We start from the raw sequence: 13,152 nt of genomic DNA, 5'->3' as shown, positions 1-13,152 counted from the left end.
GTCAGGGAGCAAGCTCCCATCCTTTCGCTCGACTTGCATGTATTAGGCACGCCGCCAGCGTTCGTCCTGAGCCAGGATCAAACTCTCCGAAGAAATGTTTGACTTGCTCATTTGCTTTTTTTGATAGTGTGTGCTCACTTTAAAAAACGTTGGCGCTTTGTTTTGTTCAGTTTTCAAAGAGCGATTTTTCGTCGTTACTTCGTAAGCGACTTTATTATCTTATCACCTGCACAATCTAATGTCAATGTTTATTTTAACATTGTTTTTCAGTCATTAGTTTATGAAGCGCGTCTTTAGTGACGACTCCTAATATATTATCAGCCTAATACAATTTCGTCAATATTTAAATTGTTTTTTTTAATAAATTTTTCTAAATGAAAAAAACCTCACGGAAATCATCCCGGAGGTTTTTAACCTAACGGCATCGAAACCAATGCCCTTCAAATGACCCAATACCCGATTGCGGCTAACGCCGCGACCCCTGGAATCCCTAACAGGCCAGCTACTGCTGAAGTAACGGGGTTGATGGGTACATGGATGCCCGCTTGGTTTCCAAGTGTATTCAAAAAGAACAAAAAGGCTGCACCGATGATGAGCTTGATAATTCCCTGCCCGATGAACCGAACAGGCTTCAAAGGCGCCCCGATAATGAGCAACATCACGATCAGGCCGCCAATTACGGCAACGAAAACAACAGGTTCCAATTTCATTCCTCCCCACAAGCTTGTACTACACTTATATGAAGGGATGTTGAGAATAAGAACTGGAACAAAAAAATGACTATGAAGCACATCCCCTTCATAGTCATCTCCCATCACCTTTTTATGCGGACATTCCTTCTTTTAACTTCCCTAAATAAATAGAAATATTTCACTTCCGCTAGCCTCGCCTGAGCGATTACTTCAGCGGAGGGATCGACGCTTTTTTCAAGCAACGATTTTTGATTATGCCAATTCCATTTCAATTGTTCAAGCTCTTTCATCAATGACTCATTGAATTCATTTCGAAGCCTCTTTTTTCTACGAAAGAACAAGTGAAGTCCTCCCAGCTATCTTATATTTCTCTTCTTCCTTCAATTGCTTTTGATAGCGTCACTTCATCCGCATACTCCAAATCCCCGCCAACAGGGAGCCCATGGGCAATGCGGGTCACTTTGATCCCCGACGGCCGAAGCAGCCGTGAAATATACATGGCTGTCGCTTCGCCTTCAATATTGGGGTTCGTCGCCAAAATGACCTCCAGCACTGTTTCATCTTGCAGTCGCTTCAATAAATCGGGAATATTTATATCCTCAGGACCGATTCCGTCCATCGGTGAGATACTGCCATGCAGTACATGATACAAACCATTGAATTCCCTCATCTTTTCCATCGCTATTACATCTTTCGGGTCCTGCACAACACAGATCAAACTTCTATCCCTCTTTTGATCTTCACAGATATAACAAGGATCTTGATCGGTAATATGGCCACAGACTGAACAATACATTAGATTCCGCTTAGCGTTGACGAGTGCTTTCGCAAAATCCAAAACAGTATCTTCCTTCATGCTCAACACATGAAAGGCTAAGCGCGCAGCCGTTTTCGGCCCAATCCCCGGCAATTTCATAAAACTATCAATGAGCTTGGAAATTGGTTCTGGATAATGCATCGAATTCCTCCTAAAAATCCCAAAAGAAACTTCCTGAAAGGAAGTTTCTTTTGAACTTGCTTAAAACATACCTGGAAGGTTCATTCCTTTAGTGAATTGTCCCATCGTTTGGTTTGTCAATTCTTCTGCCTTTTTCAGGGCATCGTTCGTTGCAGCCAGGACTAAATCCTGAAGCATATCGATATCATCGGGATCGACCACTTCCGGCTTGATGATCACGTCGACGATTTCCTTATGGCCCGTCACGATAACCGTTACCATTCCGCCTCCTGCTGTTCCTTCAATCTTTTTTTCACCTAGCTCTTCTTGTGCTTCCGCCATCTTCTTTTGCATCTTCTGCATTTGTTTCATCATGTTTTGCATATTACCGCCACGCATACCCATTTTCCAAACCTCCAATTATTCTTTAATTTCAAGTAAATCATCGCCGACCAGTTTTCTAGCCTCCGCGATAAAAGGGTCTTCTTCTTTTGAATCCGTTTCTTCCGGACCGTCTAGCTGCTGGGTTGAAATGAAGTCCTCACGCAATCCTTGCCACTGACTATCCGGAACACCGGCTATCTCCATTCGATGACCGGTCAAATGCTGCATGATCGAGGCGATCACTTCCACGAAACGGTTATTTTCCATTGCCATCTGACAATGAATATCATATTTGAATTTTACCACAAAAGCTTCCGTTGACGCAGCAACAGGTTCCGCTTCAGACAATAAAGCTGCCAAAGACTTTTGGTTTTGCATATTCAGCTGTTCAAGTACTTCCCCCCACTTGCCTTTCACAGTATTGAGATCCTGCTTTGTGGCCTGTTTCAAAACTTGATTGATCTTACCGGCAGGTGCCCTATACGCTTTTTTAACTGCCCTTTGCGTTTTAGGCTGTTCTGCAGGTTTATCGGTCATGGATGCGGGGATGCCATTTTTCTGCATTTCCTGTAATTTCGATTCCAATTCATCGATTTTCAGCTGCAATTGCTGAAGCTGGCCATTGTCCGATTGATTCGCCCGCTGCTCATTGCATAGCTTTACAAGAGCCACCTCGAGGAAAATCCTTGGATGGTTTGTCCACTTCATATCCTGCTGGGTTTGATTGAAACTTTCAATAATGGAGTAAATCGTTTCCGAGGCGATCATTTCTGCCAATTCTTTAAATTGGGGATCTATCAATACACGCTCGAAGGACTCTGCCAGAGCTGGTGCCGTTTGATACAGCAGCATGTCCCGGAAATAATAAATCATGTCTTCTATGAACCTGGCCGGGTCTTTCCCCATCGCCAGCAATTCTTCCAGGACCTCAAGTGCCACTGCCACTTCTTTATCATATATCGCTTTTGCCAGCCGGCTTAAAAATGCCTGCGAAACAGAACCTGTGACAGTCAATGCATCCTCCACAGTTACCGTCTCCGAACTGAAGGAAATCGCCTGATCAAGCAGGCTCAGTGCATCCCGCATTCCGCCTTCGGCTGCCCTGGCAATGATATGCAGGGCTTGTTCATCACATGAGACACCTGTCTCTGCAATGATTTGTGTCATCCTGCCGACTATATCCTGCGGCTGGATCCTTTTAAAATCGAATCGTTGACAACGAGAAATGATCGTAAGTGGAATCTTATGCGGCTCTGTCGTCGCCAAAATGAAAATAACGTGCTTCGGGGGCTCTTCCAAAGTCTTTAGCAAAGCATTGAAGGCGCCTTGCGAAAGCATATGTACCTCATCGATGATATACACTTTATATGTGACCGCGTTCGGTGCATATTTTACTTTATCGCGGATGTCACGGATTTCTTCGACACCATTATTGGATGCTGCATCTATTTCTATCACATCTGATATGGAGCCATCAGTGATTCCGCGGCAGGTAGCACATTCATTACAGGGCTCGCTTGTCGGTGCATGCTCACAATTCACCGCTTTTGCCAAAATCTTGGCAGCACTCGTTTTCCCTGTCCCTCGTGGACCGGAGAATAAATAGGCGTGCGAAACCTTTTGGGAGAGCAGAGCATTCTGCAACGTTTTGGTGACATGTCCCTGCCCCACTACATCAATGAATTGCTGCGGCCGCCATACCCGGTATAATGCTTGATACCCCACGGAAATCCCTCCTTGTTTTCTCCATCTTTTTTATTATACATTACTGATTTCCTTAATTCCAAAGTCTATATAAAATTGTTGGAACAACGAATGTTTTTTTGAGTGACGCCTTCTTGGCGCAAAAAAAAACCCACTCGCTACGAATGAGTTTTTTGATTATGTAAAATAACTGCCGTGCACCTTCTGTCGATTAGCAGCCATAAGCGTTACTTAAGCAGTTAGCTCGGCCCAGGCAACCCTGCGGCACATGAGAACTTCCACTTAATGCTGCTTCCTTCCGGACCTGACATGGTTCATGGAGACCCATTGCGCAGGACCCGGGCGTCAACACCACTTACTTAAGGCAGACCCTACAGAATGCTAACCTCGAGAAGGAATTCAACCTCGCTAGAGCGGATTGCGAGTACAGGGCACCGCTACCTCCCCGTCTAGCACGGCAAATGTAATACCAATTTTCAAGCGTCTTACCGACGCATAATTCATTATACTAAGGTAACAAAAAAAACGCAAGTGTTCTTCATCGAATGACTTGTGCAAAAAAGAGCGTGCTATTTTATCAATCTGCACCCTTAAGCTCCTTCGCCTTTTTCAAAGCCTTCTTGCGATTCCTGAGCTCTTTAAAGAAGGCAGTCAATATCCCGCCGCATTCTTCCCCCAATATACCGCTCGTCACCTGACATTGATGATTGAATCGTTCATCCTGGAGCAAATCCATGAATGTCCCGGCACAGCCTGCCTTCGGATCATGAGCGCCAAAAACGACCCGCTTTATCCTGGACTGAAGGATCGCACCCGCACACATGGGGCACGGCTCCAGCGTTACATATAACGTAGCGTCCTCAAGTCGCCAGCTGCCGGTAGCGCGGCACGCTTCGTTAATCGCAAGCAGCTCTGCATGGGCTGTGGCATTCTGATCCGTTTCCCTCAGGTTATGGCCCGTCGACACGACTTGATCATCCATCACGATCAAGGCTCCAATCGGGACTTCGTTCAACCTCTGTGCCTTTTTTGCTTCCGCTAAGGCTAAATTCATATAGTACACATCATCCTTGATAAAAAAACCCCCTCATATTAAGTAGGAGTAAACAGACAAATAAAAGACAAAATAAAGGTCATACTACTTATTCTAATGAATAGTAACGCAAGCTGCGTAGAAGCCGCAAGTAAATTTTCACCACAGAAGGAGGATAAAACATGAATCGACAGGAATCTACTTCCTTCGCCTTACTCATCATTGATATGATCAATGATTTTCAGTTCAAGCACGGCGATATGCTCCTGGAACATACGGAGCTGATCATCGATCCCATCTTGAAATTAAAAAAGCGGATGAAGGAAAATGGCTTCCCGATTATCTATATCAATGACCATTATGATTTATGGCAGGCTGACTTCGACAAAATAATCGACAGGTGCAAAAATGATGGCAATGCCCGATTAATTGAAAGGATAAAGCCGCAGCAGGATGAGTTCTTCCTCATCAAGCCAAAGCATTCTGCCTTTTATGGGACCGCCCTCAACACCCTGCTCAAACGGTTGAAGGTCGAGACCTTGATCATCACTGGCATCGCCGGCAACATTTGCGTGCTTTTCACCGCTAATGATGCCTATATGCGGGAATTTCAATTATGGATACCAGAGGATTGCATCGCGTCAGCATCAAAGGAGGATAACAACTATTCCCTAAAGATGATGGACCATGTTCTCAAAGCTTCCATTAAAAAAAGCGGGAATTGCTAGGGCAGCCAATCCGCTTTCGGAAGCTCCCCGTTAATAATCTTGCATTCTCCTTCATTATCAACCTGACAAAAATATCACTAAAGTCCCGAGTCTGTGATACAATATCTCTTGGCTGAAAAACCTAATAAATTGGGAATTACAGCTTGATACCTCATTGAAGGAGGACAGATTGGATGAAATCCACCCCATTTATCACAGTCGAAGGTCCAATCGGCGTGGGAAAAACATCACTGGCAAAAGTCATTTCAGAACACTTTCAAATTTCTCTTTTAAAGGAAATTGTAGATGAAAATCCATTTCTCGGAAAATTCTATGACAATATCGAGGAATGGAGCTTCCAAACAGAGATGTTTTTTTTATGTAACCGGTATAAACAATTGGAAGATATCGAAAAAAAGTATCTCACCAAAGACCAGGCCGTAGTGGCTGATTACCATATATTCAAGAACTTGATATTCGCTGAGCGTACGTTAAAAAACGAACAATACAATAAATACCTGGAGATATTCAACATTTTGACCCGTGATATGCCAAGACCTAATATGGTTATATATTTGCATGCAAGTCTTGACACGCTTCTTTCGCGAATCGGCAAAAGGGGCCGTGAGATTGAAAAGAATATATCCTCCATTTATTTAGAGCAATTATCGGCGGATTATCAGACATTCATGGAAAGATTTGAAAAACAACATCCTGATATACCTGTTCTTACCTTTAATGGAGATGAACTGGATTTCGTCGGGAACAAGGGTGATTTGAAAGCAATAATCAGCCAAATAGAGAATGCCCTGCAAAAAGGAGTCAAGTCAAATGAACTTACGAAAGAAATATAATATTCCAAACAACGCCGTCATTACGATAGCAGGGACGGTAGGCGTAGGGAAATCGACCATGACCAATGCTTTAGCCGATGCCCTTCAATTCAGGACATCCTTTGAAAAGGTTGATACGAACCCCTACCTCGATAAATTTTACGATGATTTTGATCGTTGGAGCTTCCACCTGCAAATCTATTTCCTCGCTGAACGGTTTAAGGAACAAAAGAAAATCTTTGAATATGGCGGAGGTTTCATCCAAGATCGCTCCATTTATGAAGATACCGGCATATTTGCAAAAATGCATTATGAAAAAGGGACAATGAATGAAGTGGACTACGAAACATACACAAGCCTTTTCAATGCGATGGTCATGACGCCCTACTTCCCGCATCCTGATTTACTAATTTACCTTGAAGGTTCGCTGGACGATATCCTTGAGCGGATCCAGGAACGCGGACGTCCGATGGAGCAGCATACGCCCATTCAATATTGGCAGGAGATGCATGGACGTTATGAAGAATGGATCGACCAATTCAATGCATGTCCAGTCCTTCGCTTGAATATCAACGAATACGACCTCATGCAGGACGAAGCAAGCATCGAGCCACTCATAAAGCGAATTGCCGAATATATGGAGCAAACCAGATTACTGCGAAATAAGTAAGCGAGAAGAAAACGGCACCTCGGAAGCGTTAGATGCATTTCTAATGAGACCAAGGTGCCGTTTTTCGTTTGCCAATAGAGAGGATGCATGAGTTACCTTTAAAGTGCAAGATGATTCACGTATGGCGGTTGCTCACCTGATACATGCCCTAAGAAAACATCGCAAATAATATAGCAGAAAACAAAAATCCCGTTACATTCCTGTAACGGGATTCATCGATATCCAATTTATGCGCTGTGGTTATTAATAAGTTATGGAGGAGGTAGAGGGATTCGAACCCCCGCGGGATTTGACTCCCCTGTCGGTTTTCAAGACCGATCCCTTCAGCCGAACTTGGGTATACCTCCGTATCAACATTTATTATAATACATTGATTTAAAATCAAAGTCAAGCACTCTTGAACGTTTTTTTGAAATAATTTTTACACCAAGATAAAAACGAAGATCAGCCTCTACTCTTCGGAGGCTGATCTTCGTTTTGCACAGATAAACTTATGGTTTGATGACTTCCGCACCGCGCATATATGGCCGTAATACTTCCGGAATGATTACACTGCCATCTTCCTGTTGATAATTCTCCAATAGGGCTGCAACTGTCCGGCCAATCGCCAGACCAGAGCCATTTAAAGTATGCACGTGCTCCGGCTTGCCCTTGGCATCGCGTCTGAAGCGGATGTTAGCCCGCCTAGCCTGGAATGCTTCAAAATTACTGCAAGAAGAGATTTCACGATACGTACCGTAGCTCGGAATCCAAACCTCGATATCATACTTCTTGGCAGCTGTGAACCCAAGATCGCCCGTACACATGCTTAGCACCCGATATGGAAGACCTAATAGCTGCAGGACTTTTTCGGCATGACCAGTAAGGGTCTCCAACGCTGCATAAGAATCTTCCGGCTTCACGAATTTCACTAATTCAACCTTATTGAACTGATGCTGGCGAATCAACCCACGGGTATCCCGACCGGCAGATCCTGCCTCAGAACGGAAAGAAGCACTATAGGCGGCATAGCTAATCGGCAGGTCATCCCCATTCATGATTTCATCACGGTGATAATTCGTCACAGGCACCTCGGCTGTGGGAATCAAGAAGTAATCTTCACTCTCGATCCGAAAGGCATCTTCCTCGAATTTAGGCAATTGACCAGTTCCCGTCATGCTTGCACGGTTCACCATGTATGGCGGCAGCATTTCCTCGTAGCCGTGTTCTTCGACATGCAGATCCAGCATGAAGCTGATCAAGGCACGCTCCAATCGAGCGCCGAGACCTCGATAAAAAACGAACCTGCTTCCGGTCACCTTTGCCGCCCTTTCAAAGTCAAGGATACCTAAATCACCAGCTACATCCCAATGCGGTTTAGGTTCGAATTTGAATTCGGGCACCTCGCCCCATTTGCGGATTTCGACATTATCGTCTTCCGTCTCGCCGACTGGCACACTTTCGTGAGGGATGTTGGGGATGGAGAGCAGTAATGTGCCCAATTGTTCCTCCACTACACGAAGCTGATCATCGAACCCTTTGATTTGGTCGCCGACTTCACGCATCTCAGCAATCAAACGATCCGCATCCTTTTTCTCCCTTTTTAAAACGGCCACTTGCTGGGAAACTTCATTCCTTTTGCTTTTCAATTTTTCCGTTTCGGCAATCAGCGTACGGCGCTTCACATCAAGCTCCTCGAATTTACCTAAATCGGTTAAATCTTCTCCTCTGAATTGCAGCACTCGTTTTACTTCTTCAAAATTATTTCTTACATATTTCAAATCCAACATCGTTTAGTTCCTCCTTCTTATTTTCATGATCTATAAAAGAACGCAAAAAACTCCCGTCCCCTAAAGAAGGGACGAGAGTTAACCCGCGTTGCCACCCTAGTTGAAGGCATATGAAAACTGCCTACCACTTATCACGATAACGGCTTTTGACCGAAAGTAATTACTAGCCCATAAAGGGCTTTCCATACTCTGCTCCAGGAGGGATTCACAACATTCTCACGCCGATTTCCACCAACCACCGGCTCTCTACAGAAAGAAATAGTTGCTACTGTTTCCTGTCATTGCTTTTGTTCATATCTAATTGTTTTCCATAATGTACTATAATTTTATACATTACGCAATACTTTTATACACGAATCTTAAAACCAGCCTTTGACAGTTGAAGCTACACTGCTCCAAACATCGCCGAAGAATCCGCCAACAGCCCGCATGGATAATACGAACCAATTTGCTTTTTCAACCGTTTCGGCAGCTACGACATTGACTTTCGTTTGATTACCGTTAATGTATCCGTAATCTTCACCCTTTTTAGGAGTAATCGTGATGTAACCAAGCTTTTCACCTTTTTTGATTGGTGCCGTCAGCTTACCAGCTTCGTTCAGTTTGTTTTTATCGATCACTAGATCGGTTTTATAGTTATCTTTGCCGCCATTTTCAACTAGCAGCTCGATTGCTTTTTCTGATTCGATCTTGACGGTTTTTTCCTTGCCTTTAACAACTGAAAGCGTTTCTTTCCCTTTCACCTGATACTTGGCTGGAAGGATTTTTTCCTTTTTGAAGGTTGAATACGCATAATTCATCAGCTTGGTGCTGTCCGCGAAACGTTCATTCTTGTTAGTGGACTTCATGACAACCGTAATATAGCGCTGCCCATCGCGTATAACCGTACCAGTATGACCATAGCCGGCGTATTCGGTCGAACCCGTTTTCAGCCCATCCACGCCTTTATATTCGAATATCAGGCCAGGCAGCATCCAGTTGAAGTTCGGATATTCCTTGCCATCACGGAATTTCAATTTGGAGATGCTGGCGATTTTTAATACTTCAGGATAATCATTGATTAGACGATAAGCAAGCAGGGCCGTATCCTTTGCTGTCATGACATTTTCGTCATCTGCTTTGCCACTAGGGTATTCTCCCAATAAGTCGGTATTGTTCAAGCCGCTGGCATTTACGAATCTATGATTTTTCAAGCCCAATTTTTTGGCTCTTTCATTCATCAATTTAACGAAATTCTTTTCACTTCCGGAAACTAACTGTGCTAATGCTACTGTTGCTGCATTCCCTGAATAGACAGCCATAGCTTGATAGAGTTCCTTAACTGTATAGTCCTCACCTTCCGTCAAACCAACATTCGACAGATTCGGTGCTTTTGAAAGATCATGAACATACTTATTGATTTTTACTTTTTGATCCCAACTGATTTTCCCATTTTTAATGGATTCCATTATGATGTACTCAGTCATCATTTTTGACATGGATGCAATGCCTAATACTTTATCGGCATTTTTTTCATACACGATTTGACCTGTTTTACCATCAATGATGATGGCTGCTTCTGCTTTTAAACCCAAATTATCAGATTCAGCAACAGCTTCCCCCGGTTGATAGGCAAATTGCGACATGACAAGAACAAAAACAAAAGTGAAAATGAGGGTTATCTTGCTGATTTTTTTCAATTTCCAATACCTCCAACTATTAAGCTAATCTATATTAATAAAGAAGAATCTTTATGTAATTCCCTTGACGCCTTGTCTAGTTTATCACAGAAAAAATAAAAAAAATAGACAGAGTAATCGAGGACTCTGCCTATTTTCACAATAAATTTTAATGACGATTGGATGTTAAAATCATTACAAGGAGTAGTTCGGTGCTTCTTTGGTAATTTGAACATCATGCGGATGGCTTTCTCTTAATCCGGCACCTGTCATTTTCACGAATTGGGAGTTTTCCCTCAATTCCTCCAATGTCGCTGTACCGCAATACCCCATTCCGGAGCGAATGCCGCCTAGCAGTTGGAAAATCGTATCGGATAATGGCCCTTTATACGGAAGGCGGCCTTCGATGCCTTCCGGAACGAATTTCTTATTATCTTCTTGGAAGTAACGGTCCTTAGATCCTTTTTCCATCGAAGCTACAGAGCCCATACCGCGGTATACTTTAAAGCGGCGCCCTTGGAAGATTTCCGTTTCGCCTGGGCTTTCGGTTACACCGGCAAGCATGCTGCCGAGCATGACTGCATGTCCGCCTGCAGCCAACGCTTTAACGATATCTCCGGAGTATTTAATCCCGCCGTCGGCAATGATCGTTTTACCATGTTTTCTTGCTTCCGTCGCACAATCGAAGACTGCCGTGATTTGAGGAACGCCTACACCGGCTACGACCCTTGTCGTACAAATTGAACCAGGTCCGATTCCAACCTTGACGACATCGGCACCCGCTTCAATCAATGCTTTCGTTCCTTCAGCAGTTGCCACATTACCGGCAATGATCGTCAATTCAGGATATTCCTCGCGAATTTCCTTCACCATATCCAGTACTCCAGCCGAGTGACCGTGGGCTGTATCAAGGACAATGGCATCGACGTGTGACTTAACAAGCATCTCTACACGTTTCATCGTATCCTTTGTCACCCCGACAGCTGCACCCGCAAGCAATCTTCCTTGCTTATCTTTAGCTGAGTTCGGGAACTCAATGACCTTTTCGATATCCTTGATTGTTATGAGCCCTTTAAGGACACCATGATCATCTACAAGGGGAAGCTTTTCAATTTTATATTTTTGAAGGATTTTTTCAGCCTGTTCCAAGTTAGTTCCCACTGGCGCCGTCACAAGGTTCTCAACCGTCATGACACTGGAAATTTTCAAGGAGAAATCGGAAATAAATCGCAAATCGCGGTTAGTAATGATACCCACAAGCTTTTGGTCTTCAACATTGTTTACGACCGGTACACCGGAAATCCGATATTTGCCCATTAAATGCTCTGCATCAAATACTTGATGATCTGGAGTCAGGAAAAACGGATCGGTGATAACGCCGCTTTCTGAACGCTTTACTTTATCGACTAGCTCAGCCTGGGCTTCAATAGACATATTCTTATGAATGATGCCAAGTCCGCCCTGACGAGCCATGGCAATGGCCATCTCAGCCTCTGTTACGGTATCCATTCCTGCACTGATGATAGGAAGGTTAAGCTTTAGATTTTCTGCTAAGCTGACTTGAAGATTAACATCCTTCGGTAAAACCTCTGATTTCGCTGGAATTAATAGGACATCATCAAAAGTTAAACCTTCTTTTGCAAATTTATTTTCCCACATTATTTTCCCCTCCTGCTTAAAAATATTATTTGTAGGTTATCAATAGGACATACTACTGTCAAGAAGAGAAGTAAATGTTTGATTATTCTATTAATTCAAAGGAGAGGCTGCAATGCCTGAAAACAATGATAATTTTGATAAATATACACCTTTTTTTTCCGCATCTTCCTCACAAATTTTTTTACAAAAGTGTTACAACCACGAAAAAATTGCAGATGCCGAAATGAAAAGTTACGAAAATTGCTATCCATTCATATATCACTTGGAACAGGCAAAAACATATTATAAACAAGCTACCATATCTCCGCTTTCCATACAGCCAATCCTATCTTTTTATGGTTTTGCCCAGCTGCTGAAAGCCTGTCTGCTCACGATCGACCCTAACTACCCGGAATCCACTTCCTTACTTGCCCATGGGGTCACGACGAGGAAAAGGAAAAAGCAGCAATATGAGTTTTTAAAGGATGAAGTGAAAACACAAAAAAATGGGCTTTTTACCTCTATTGCCGAAAAAATGTTCCATATCAGACATGCTGAAGGTGAAAAGTATTCCATGGGTACCTTATTGAACGAAATTCCCGATATGGAAACCCTGTCATGGAGCTCTTCCCGGAAAAACTTCATTCCTCTTCTGGAGTCTTGCGATGGTTATCAATTATCCCGAGCCGTCTTGGATAACTTTCGGATGTCCAGCAGCCGCTTGGAGGAATACTTGAATTCCAAAACCGATCAAGTGTACCATATTGAGGAATCTCCAGAAATTATCCTGCTTACATCCGATCGAGTGCTCATGCATAATGCCTCATCCCCCATTCGATATAATGGGGCAGAAGGACGTTTCATGCTTTCTAACAATAAAGATTCGCCGGCCTTTTCCATGCCTGAACTTTTGCTGCATTATTTGGTTTCTTATAATCTTAGTATTATAGCTCGTTATGAAACAGAATGGTGGGCAGAACTGCTGAAAACAATGCCTAATGATGATTACCCCTGCATTGTGCAATTCCTCAAAATAAGCCAAGCTAAGGTGCCCTTGTTAATATTCGAATGGATGAAGTGTGAAAGGTTCGGGTTTTGATTTCTTCTCATCATTTAGCATGGCAATG

Annotated in this window: 13 protein-coding genes, 1 tRNA gene, 1 rRNA gene, 1 other RNA gene and 1 other annotated feature; of the genes, 4 read left to right on the top strand and 12 right to left on the bottom strand. The window is 43.4% G+C overall.

The window, feature by feature from the left end; genetic code table 11:
- The 8 genes from QNI08_RS22260 to tadA all read right to left on the bottom strand — a co-directional run.
- Nucleotides 1-93: ribosomal RNA gene (locus tag QNI08_RS22260) — 16S ribosomal RNA — on the bottom strand; the annotation flags it as partial.
- Nucleotides 94-440: 347 nt separating this feature from the next.
- Nucleotides 441-710, bottom strand: a complete 270-nt coding sequence (locus QNI08_RS22255; protein ID WP_483313814.1) for a pro-sigmaK processing inhibitor BofA family protein — start codon at nucleotides 708-710, stop codon at nucleotides 441-443.
- Between the two features lie 104 nt (nucleotides 711-814).
- Nucleotides 815-1,033, bottom strand: coding sequence for a YaaL family protein (locus QNI08_RS22250; protein WP_285769527.1), 219 nt, complete (start codon nucleotides 1,031-1,033; stop codon nucleotides 815-817).
- A gap of 20 nt (nucleotides 1,034-1,053) precedes the next feature.
- Nucleotides 1,054-1,650: a recombination mediator RecR gene (gene recR / locus QNI08_RS22245; RefSeq protein WP_034316264.1), complete on the bottom strand. Its 597-nt coding sequence runs from the start codon at nucleotides 1,648-1,650 to the stop codon at nucleotides 1,054-1,056.
- 60 nt (nucleotides 1,651-1,710) lie between these two features.
- Nucleotides 1,711-2,028 (bottom strand): YbaB/EbfC family nucleoid-associated protein, encoded by a 318-nt coding sequence (locus QNI08_RS22240; RefSeq protein WP_053348895.1) that lies wholly within the window; start codon nucleotides 2,026-2,028, stop codon nucleotides 1,711-1,713.
- 21 nt (nucleotides 2,029-2,049) lie between these two features.
- Nucleotides 2,050-3,738: a DNA polymerase III subunit gamma/tau gene (gene dnaX / locus QNI08_RS22235; protein WP_285769526.1), complete on the bottom strand. Its 1,689-nt coding sequence runs from the start codon at nucleotides 3,736-3,738 to the stop codon at nucleotides 2,050-2,052.
- 172 nt (nucleotides 3,739-3,910) lie between these two features.
- Nucleotides 3,911-4,175, bottom strand: an RNA gene (gene ffs, locus QNI08_RS22230) — signal recognition particle sRNA large type.
- A 119-nt stretch (nucleotides 4,176-4,294) separates the two neighbouring features.
- On the bottom strand, nucleotides 4,295-4,792 hold the full coding sequence (gene tadA / locus QNI08_RS22225; RefSeq protein ID WP_285769529.1) for a tRNA adenosine(34) deaminase TadA: 498 nt from the start codon (nucleotides 4,790-4,792) through the stop codon (nucleotides 4,295-4,297).
- A gap of 140 nt (nucleotides 4,793-4,932) precedes the next feature.
- Here tadA and QNI08_RS22220 point away from each other — a divergent pair, with 140 nt between their 5' ends.
- The 3 genes from QNI08_RS22220 to QNI08_RS22210 all read left to right on the top strand — a co-directional run bounded on the left by QNI08_RS22220 (nucleotide 4,933) and on the right by QNI08_RS22210 (nucleotide 6,960).
- Nucleotides 4,933-5,478: a cysteine hydrolase family protein gene (locus QNI08_RS22220; RefSeq protein ID WP_285769525.1), complete on the top strand. Its 546-nt coding sequence runs from the start codon at nucleotides 4,933-4,935 to the stop codon at nucleotides 5,476-5,478.
- 173 nt (nucleotides 5,479-5,651) lie between these two features.
- On the top strand, nucleotides 5,652-6,311 hold the full coding sequence (locus QNI08_RS22215; protein WP_285769524.1) for a deoxynucleoside kinase: 660 nt from the start codon (nucleotides 5,652-5,654) through the stop codon (nucleotides 6,309-6,311).
- Entirely contained in the window at nucleotides 6,289-6,960 is a 672-nt protein-coding gene (locus tag QNI08_RS22210; RefSeq protein ID WP_285769523.1) for a deoxynucleoside kinase, read from the top strand. The genes QNI08_RS22215 and QNI08_RS22210 overlap by 23 nt, the downstream gene beginning before the upstream one ends.
- A 254-nt stretch (nucleotides 6,961-7,214) precedes the next feature.
- Here QNI08_RS22210 and QNI08_RS22205 read toward each other — a convergent pair.
- The 4 genes from QNI08_RS22205 to guaB form a co-directional block, all read right to left on the bottom strand.
- Nucleotides 7,215-7,307 (bottom strand) — tRNA-Ser (locus QNI08_RS22205).
- A 144-nt stretch (nucleotides 7,308-7,451) separates the two neighbouring features.
- Nucleotides 7,452-8,729, bottom strand: coding sequence for a serine--tRNA ligase (serS, locus tag QNI08_RS22200; protein ID WP_285769522.1), 1,278 nt, complete (start codon nucleotides 8,727-8,729; stop codon nucleotides 7,452-7,454).
- Between the two features lie 64 nt (nucleotides 8,730-8,793).
- Nucleotides 8,794-9,020 (bottom strand) — a binding site (T-box leader).
- 68 nt (nucleotides 9,021-9,088) lie between these two features.
- Entirely contained in the window at nucleotides 9,089-10,408 is a 1,320-nt protein-coding gene (locus tag QNI08_RS22195; protein WP_285769521.1) for a D-alanyl-D-alanine carboxypeptidase family protein, read from the bottom strand.
- A gap of 174 nt (nucleotides 10,409-10,582) precedes the next feature.
- The gene (guaB, locus tag QNI08_RS22190; protein ID WP_285769520.1) at nucleotides 10,583-12,046 is read right to left on the bottom strand and encodes an IMP dehydrogenase; all 1,464 of its coding nucleotides are present in this window, start codon (nucleotides 12,044-12,046) and stop codon (nucleotides 10,583-10,585) included.
- A gap of 112 nt (nucleotides 12,047-12,158) precedes the next feature.
- Between guaB and QNI08_RS22185 the strand changes: the two genes are divergently transcribed.
- Nucleotides 12,159-13,124 carry a YaaC family protein gene (locus QNI08_RS22185; protein WP_285769518.1) on the top strand — a complete coding sequence of 322 codons (966 nt, stop codon included), beginning with the start codon at nucleotides 12,159-12,161 and terminating at the stop codon, nucleotides 13,122-13,124.
- The last annotated feature ends 28 nt before the right edge of the window (nucleotides 13,125-13,152 follow it).

Source organism: Peribacillus folii, from assembly GCF_030271255.1.
GTDB lineage: Bacteria > Bacillota > Bacilli > Bacillales > DSM-1321 > Peribacillus.
Note: the sequence above shows the minus strand (reverse complement) of the source record. Positions and strands in the feature narration are given on the sequence as shown.

Coding starts and splice junctions, on each gene's coding strand:
- QNI08_RS22255 (WP_483313814.1), bottom strand. CDS start 710: ATGAAATTGGAACCTGTTGTTTTCGTTGCCGTAATTGGCGGCCTGATC.
- recR (WP_034316264.1), bottom strand. CDS start 1,650: ATGCATTATCCAGAACCAATTTCCAAGCTCATTGATAGTTTTATGAAA.
- QNI08_RS22240 (WP_053348895.1), bottom strand. CDS start 2,028: ATGCGTGGCGGTAATATGCAAAACATGATGAAACAAATGCAGAAGATG.
- QNI08_RS22220 (WP_285769525.1), top strand. CDS start 4,933: ATGAATCGACAGGAATCTACTTCCTTCGCCTTACTCATCATTGATATG.
- QNI08_RS22215 (WP_285769524.1), top strand. CDS start 5,652: ATGAAATCCACCCCATTTATCACAGTCGAAGGTCCAATCGGCGTGGGA.
- QNI08_RS22210 (WP_285769523.1), top strand. CDS start 6,289: ATGAACTTACGAAAGAAATATAATATTCCAAACAACGCCGTCATTACG.
- serS (WP_285769522.1), bottom strand. CDS start 8,729: ATGTTGGATTTGAAATATGTAAGAAATAATTTTGAAGAAGTAAAACGA.
- guaB (WP_285769520.1), bottom strand. CDS start 12,046: ATGTGGGAAAATAAATTTGCAAAAGAAGGTTTAACTTTTGATGATGTC.
- QNI08_RS22185 (WP_285769518.1), top strand. CDS start 12,159: ATGCCTGAAAACAATGATAATTTTGATAAATATACACCTTTTTTTTCC.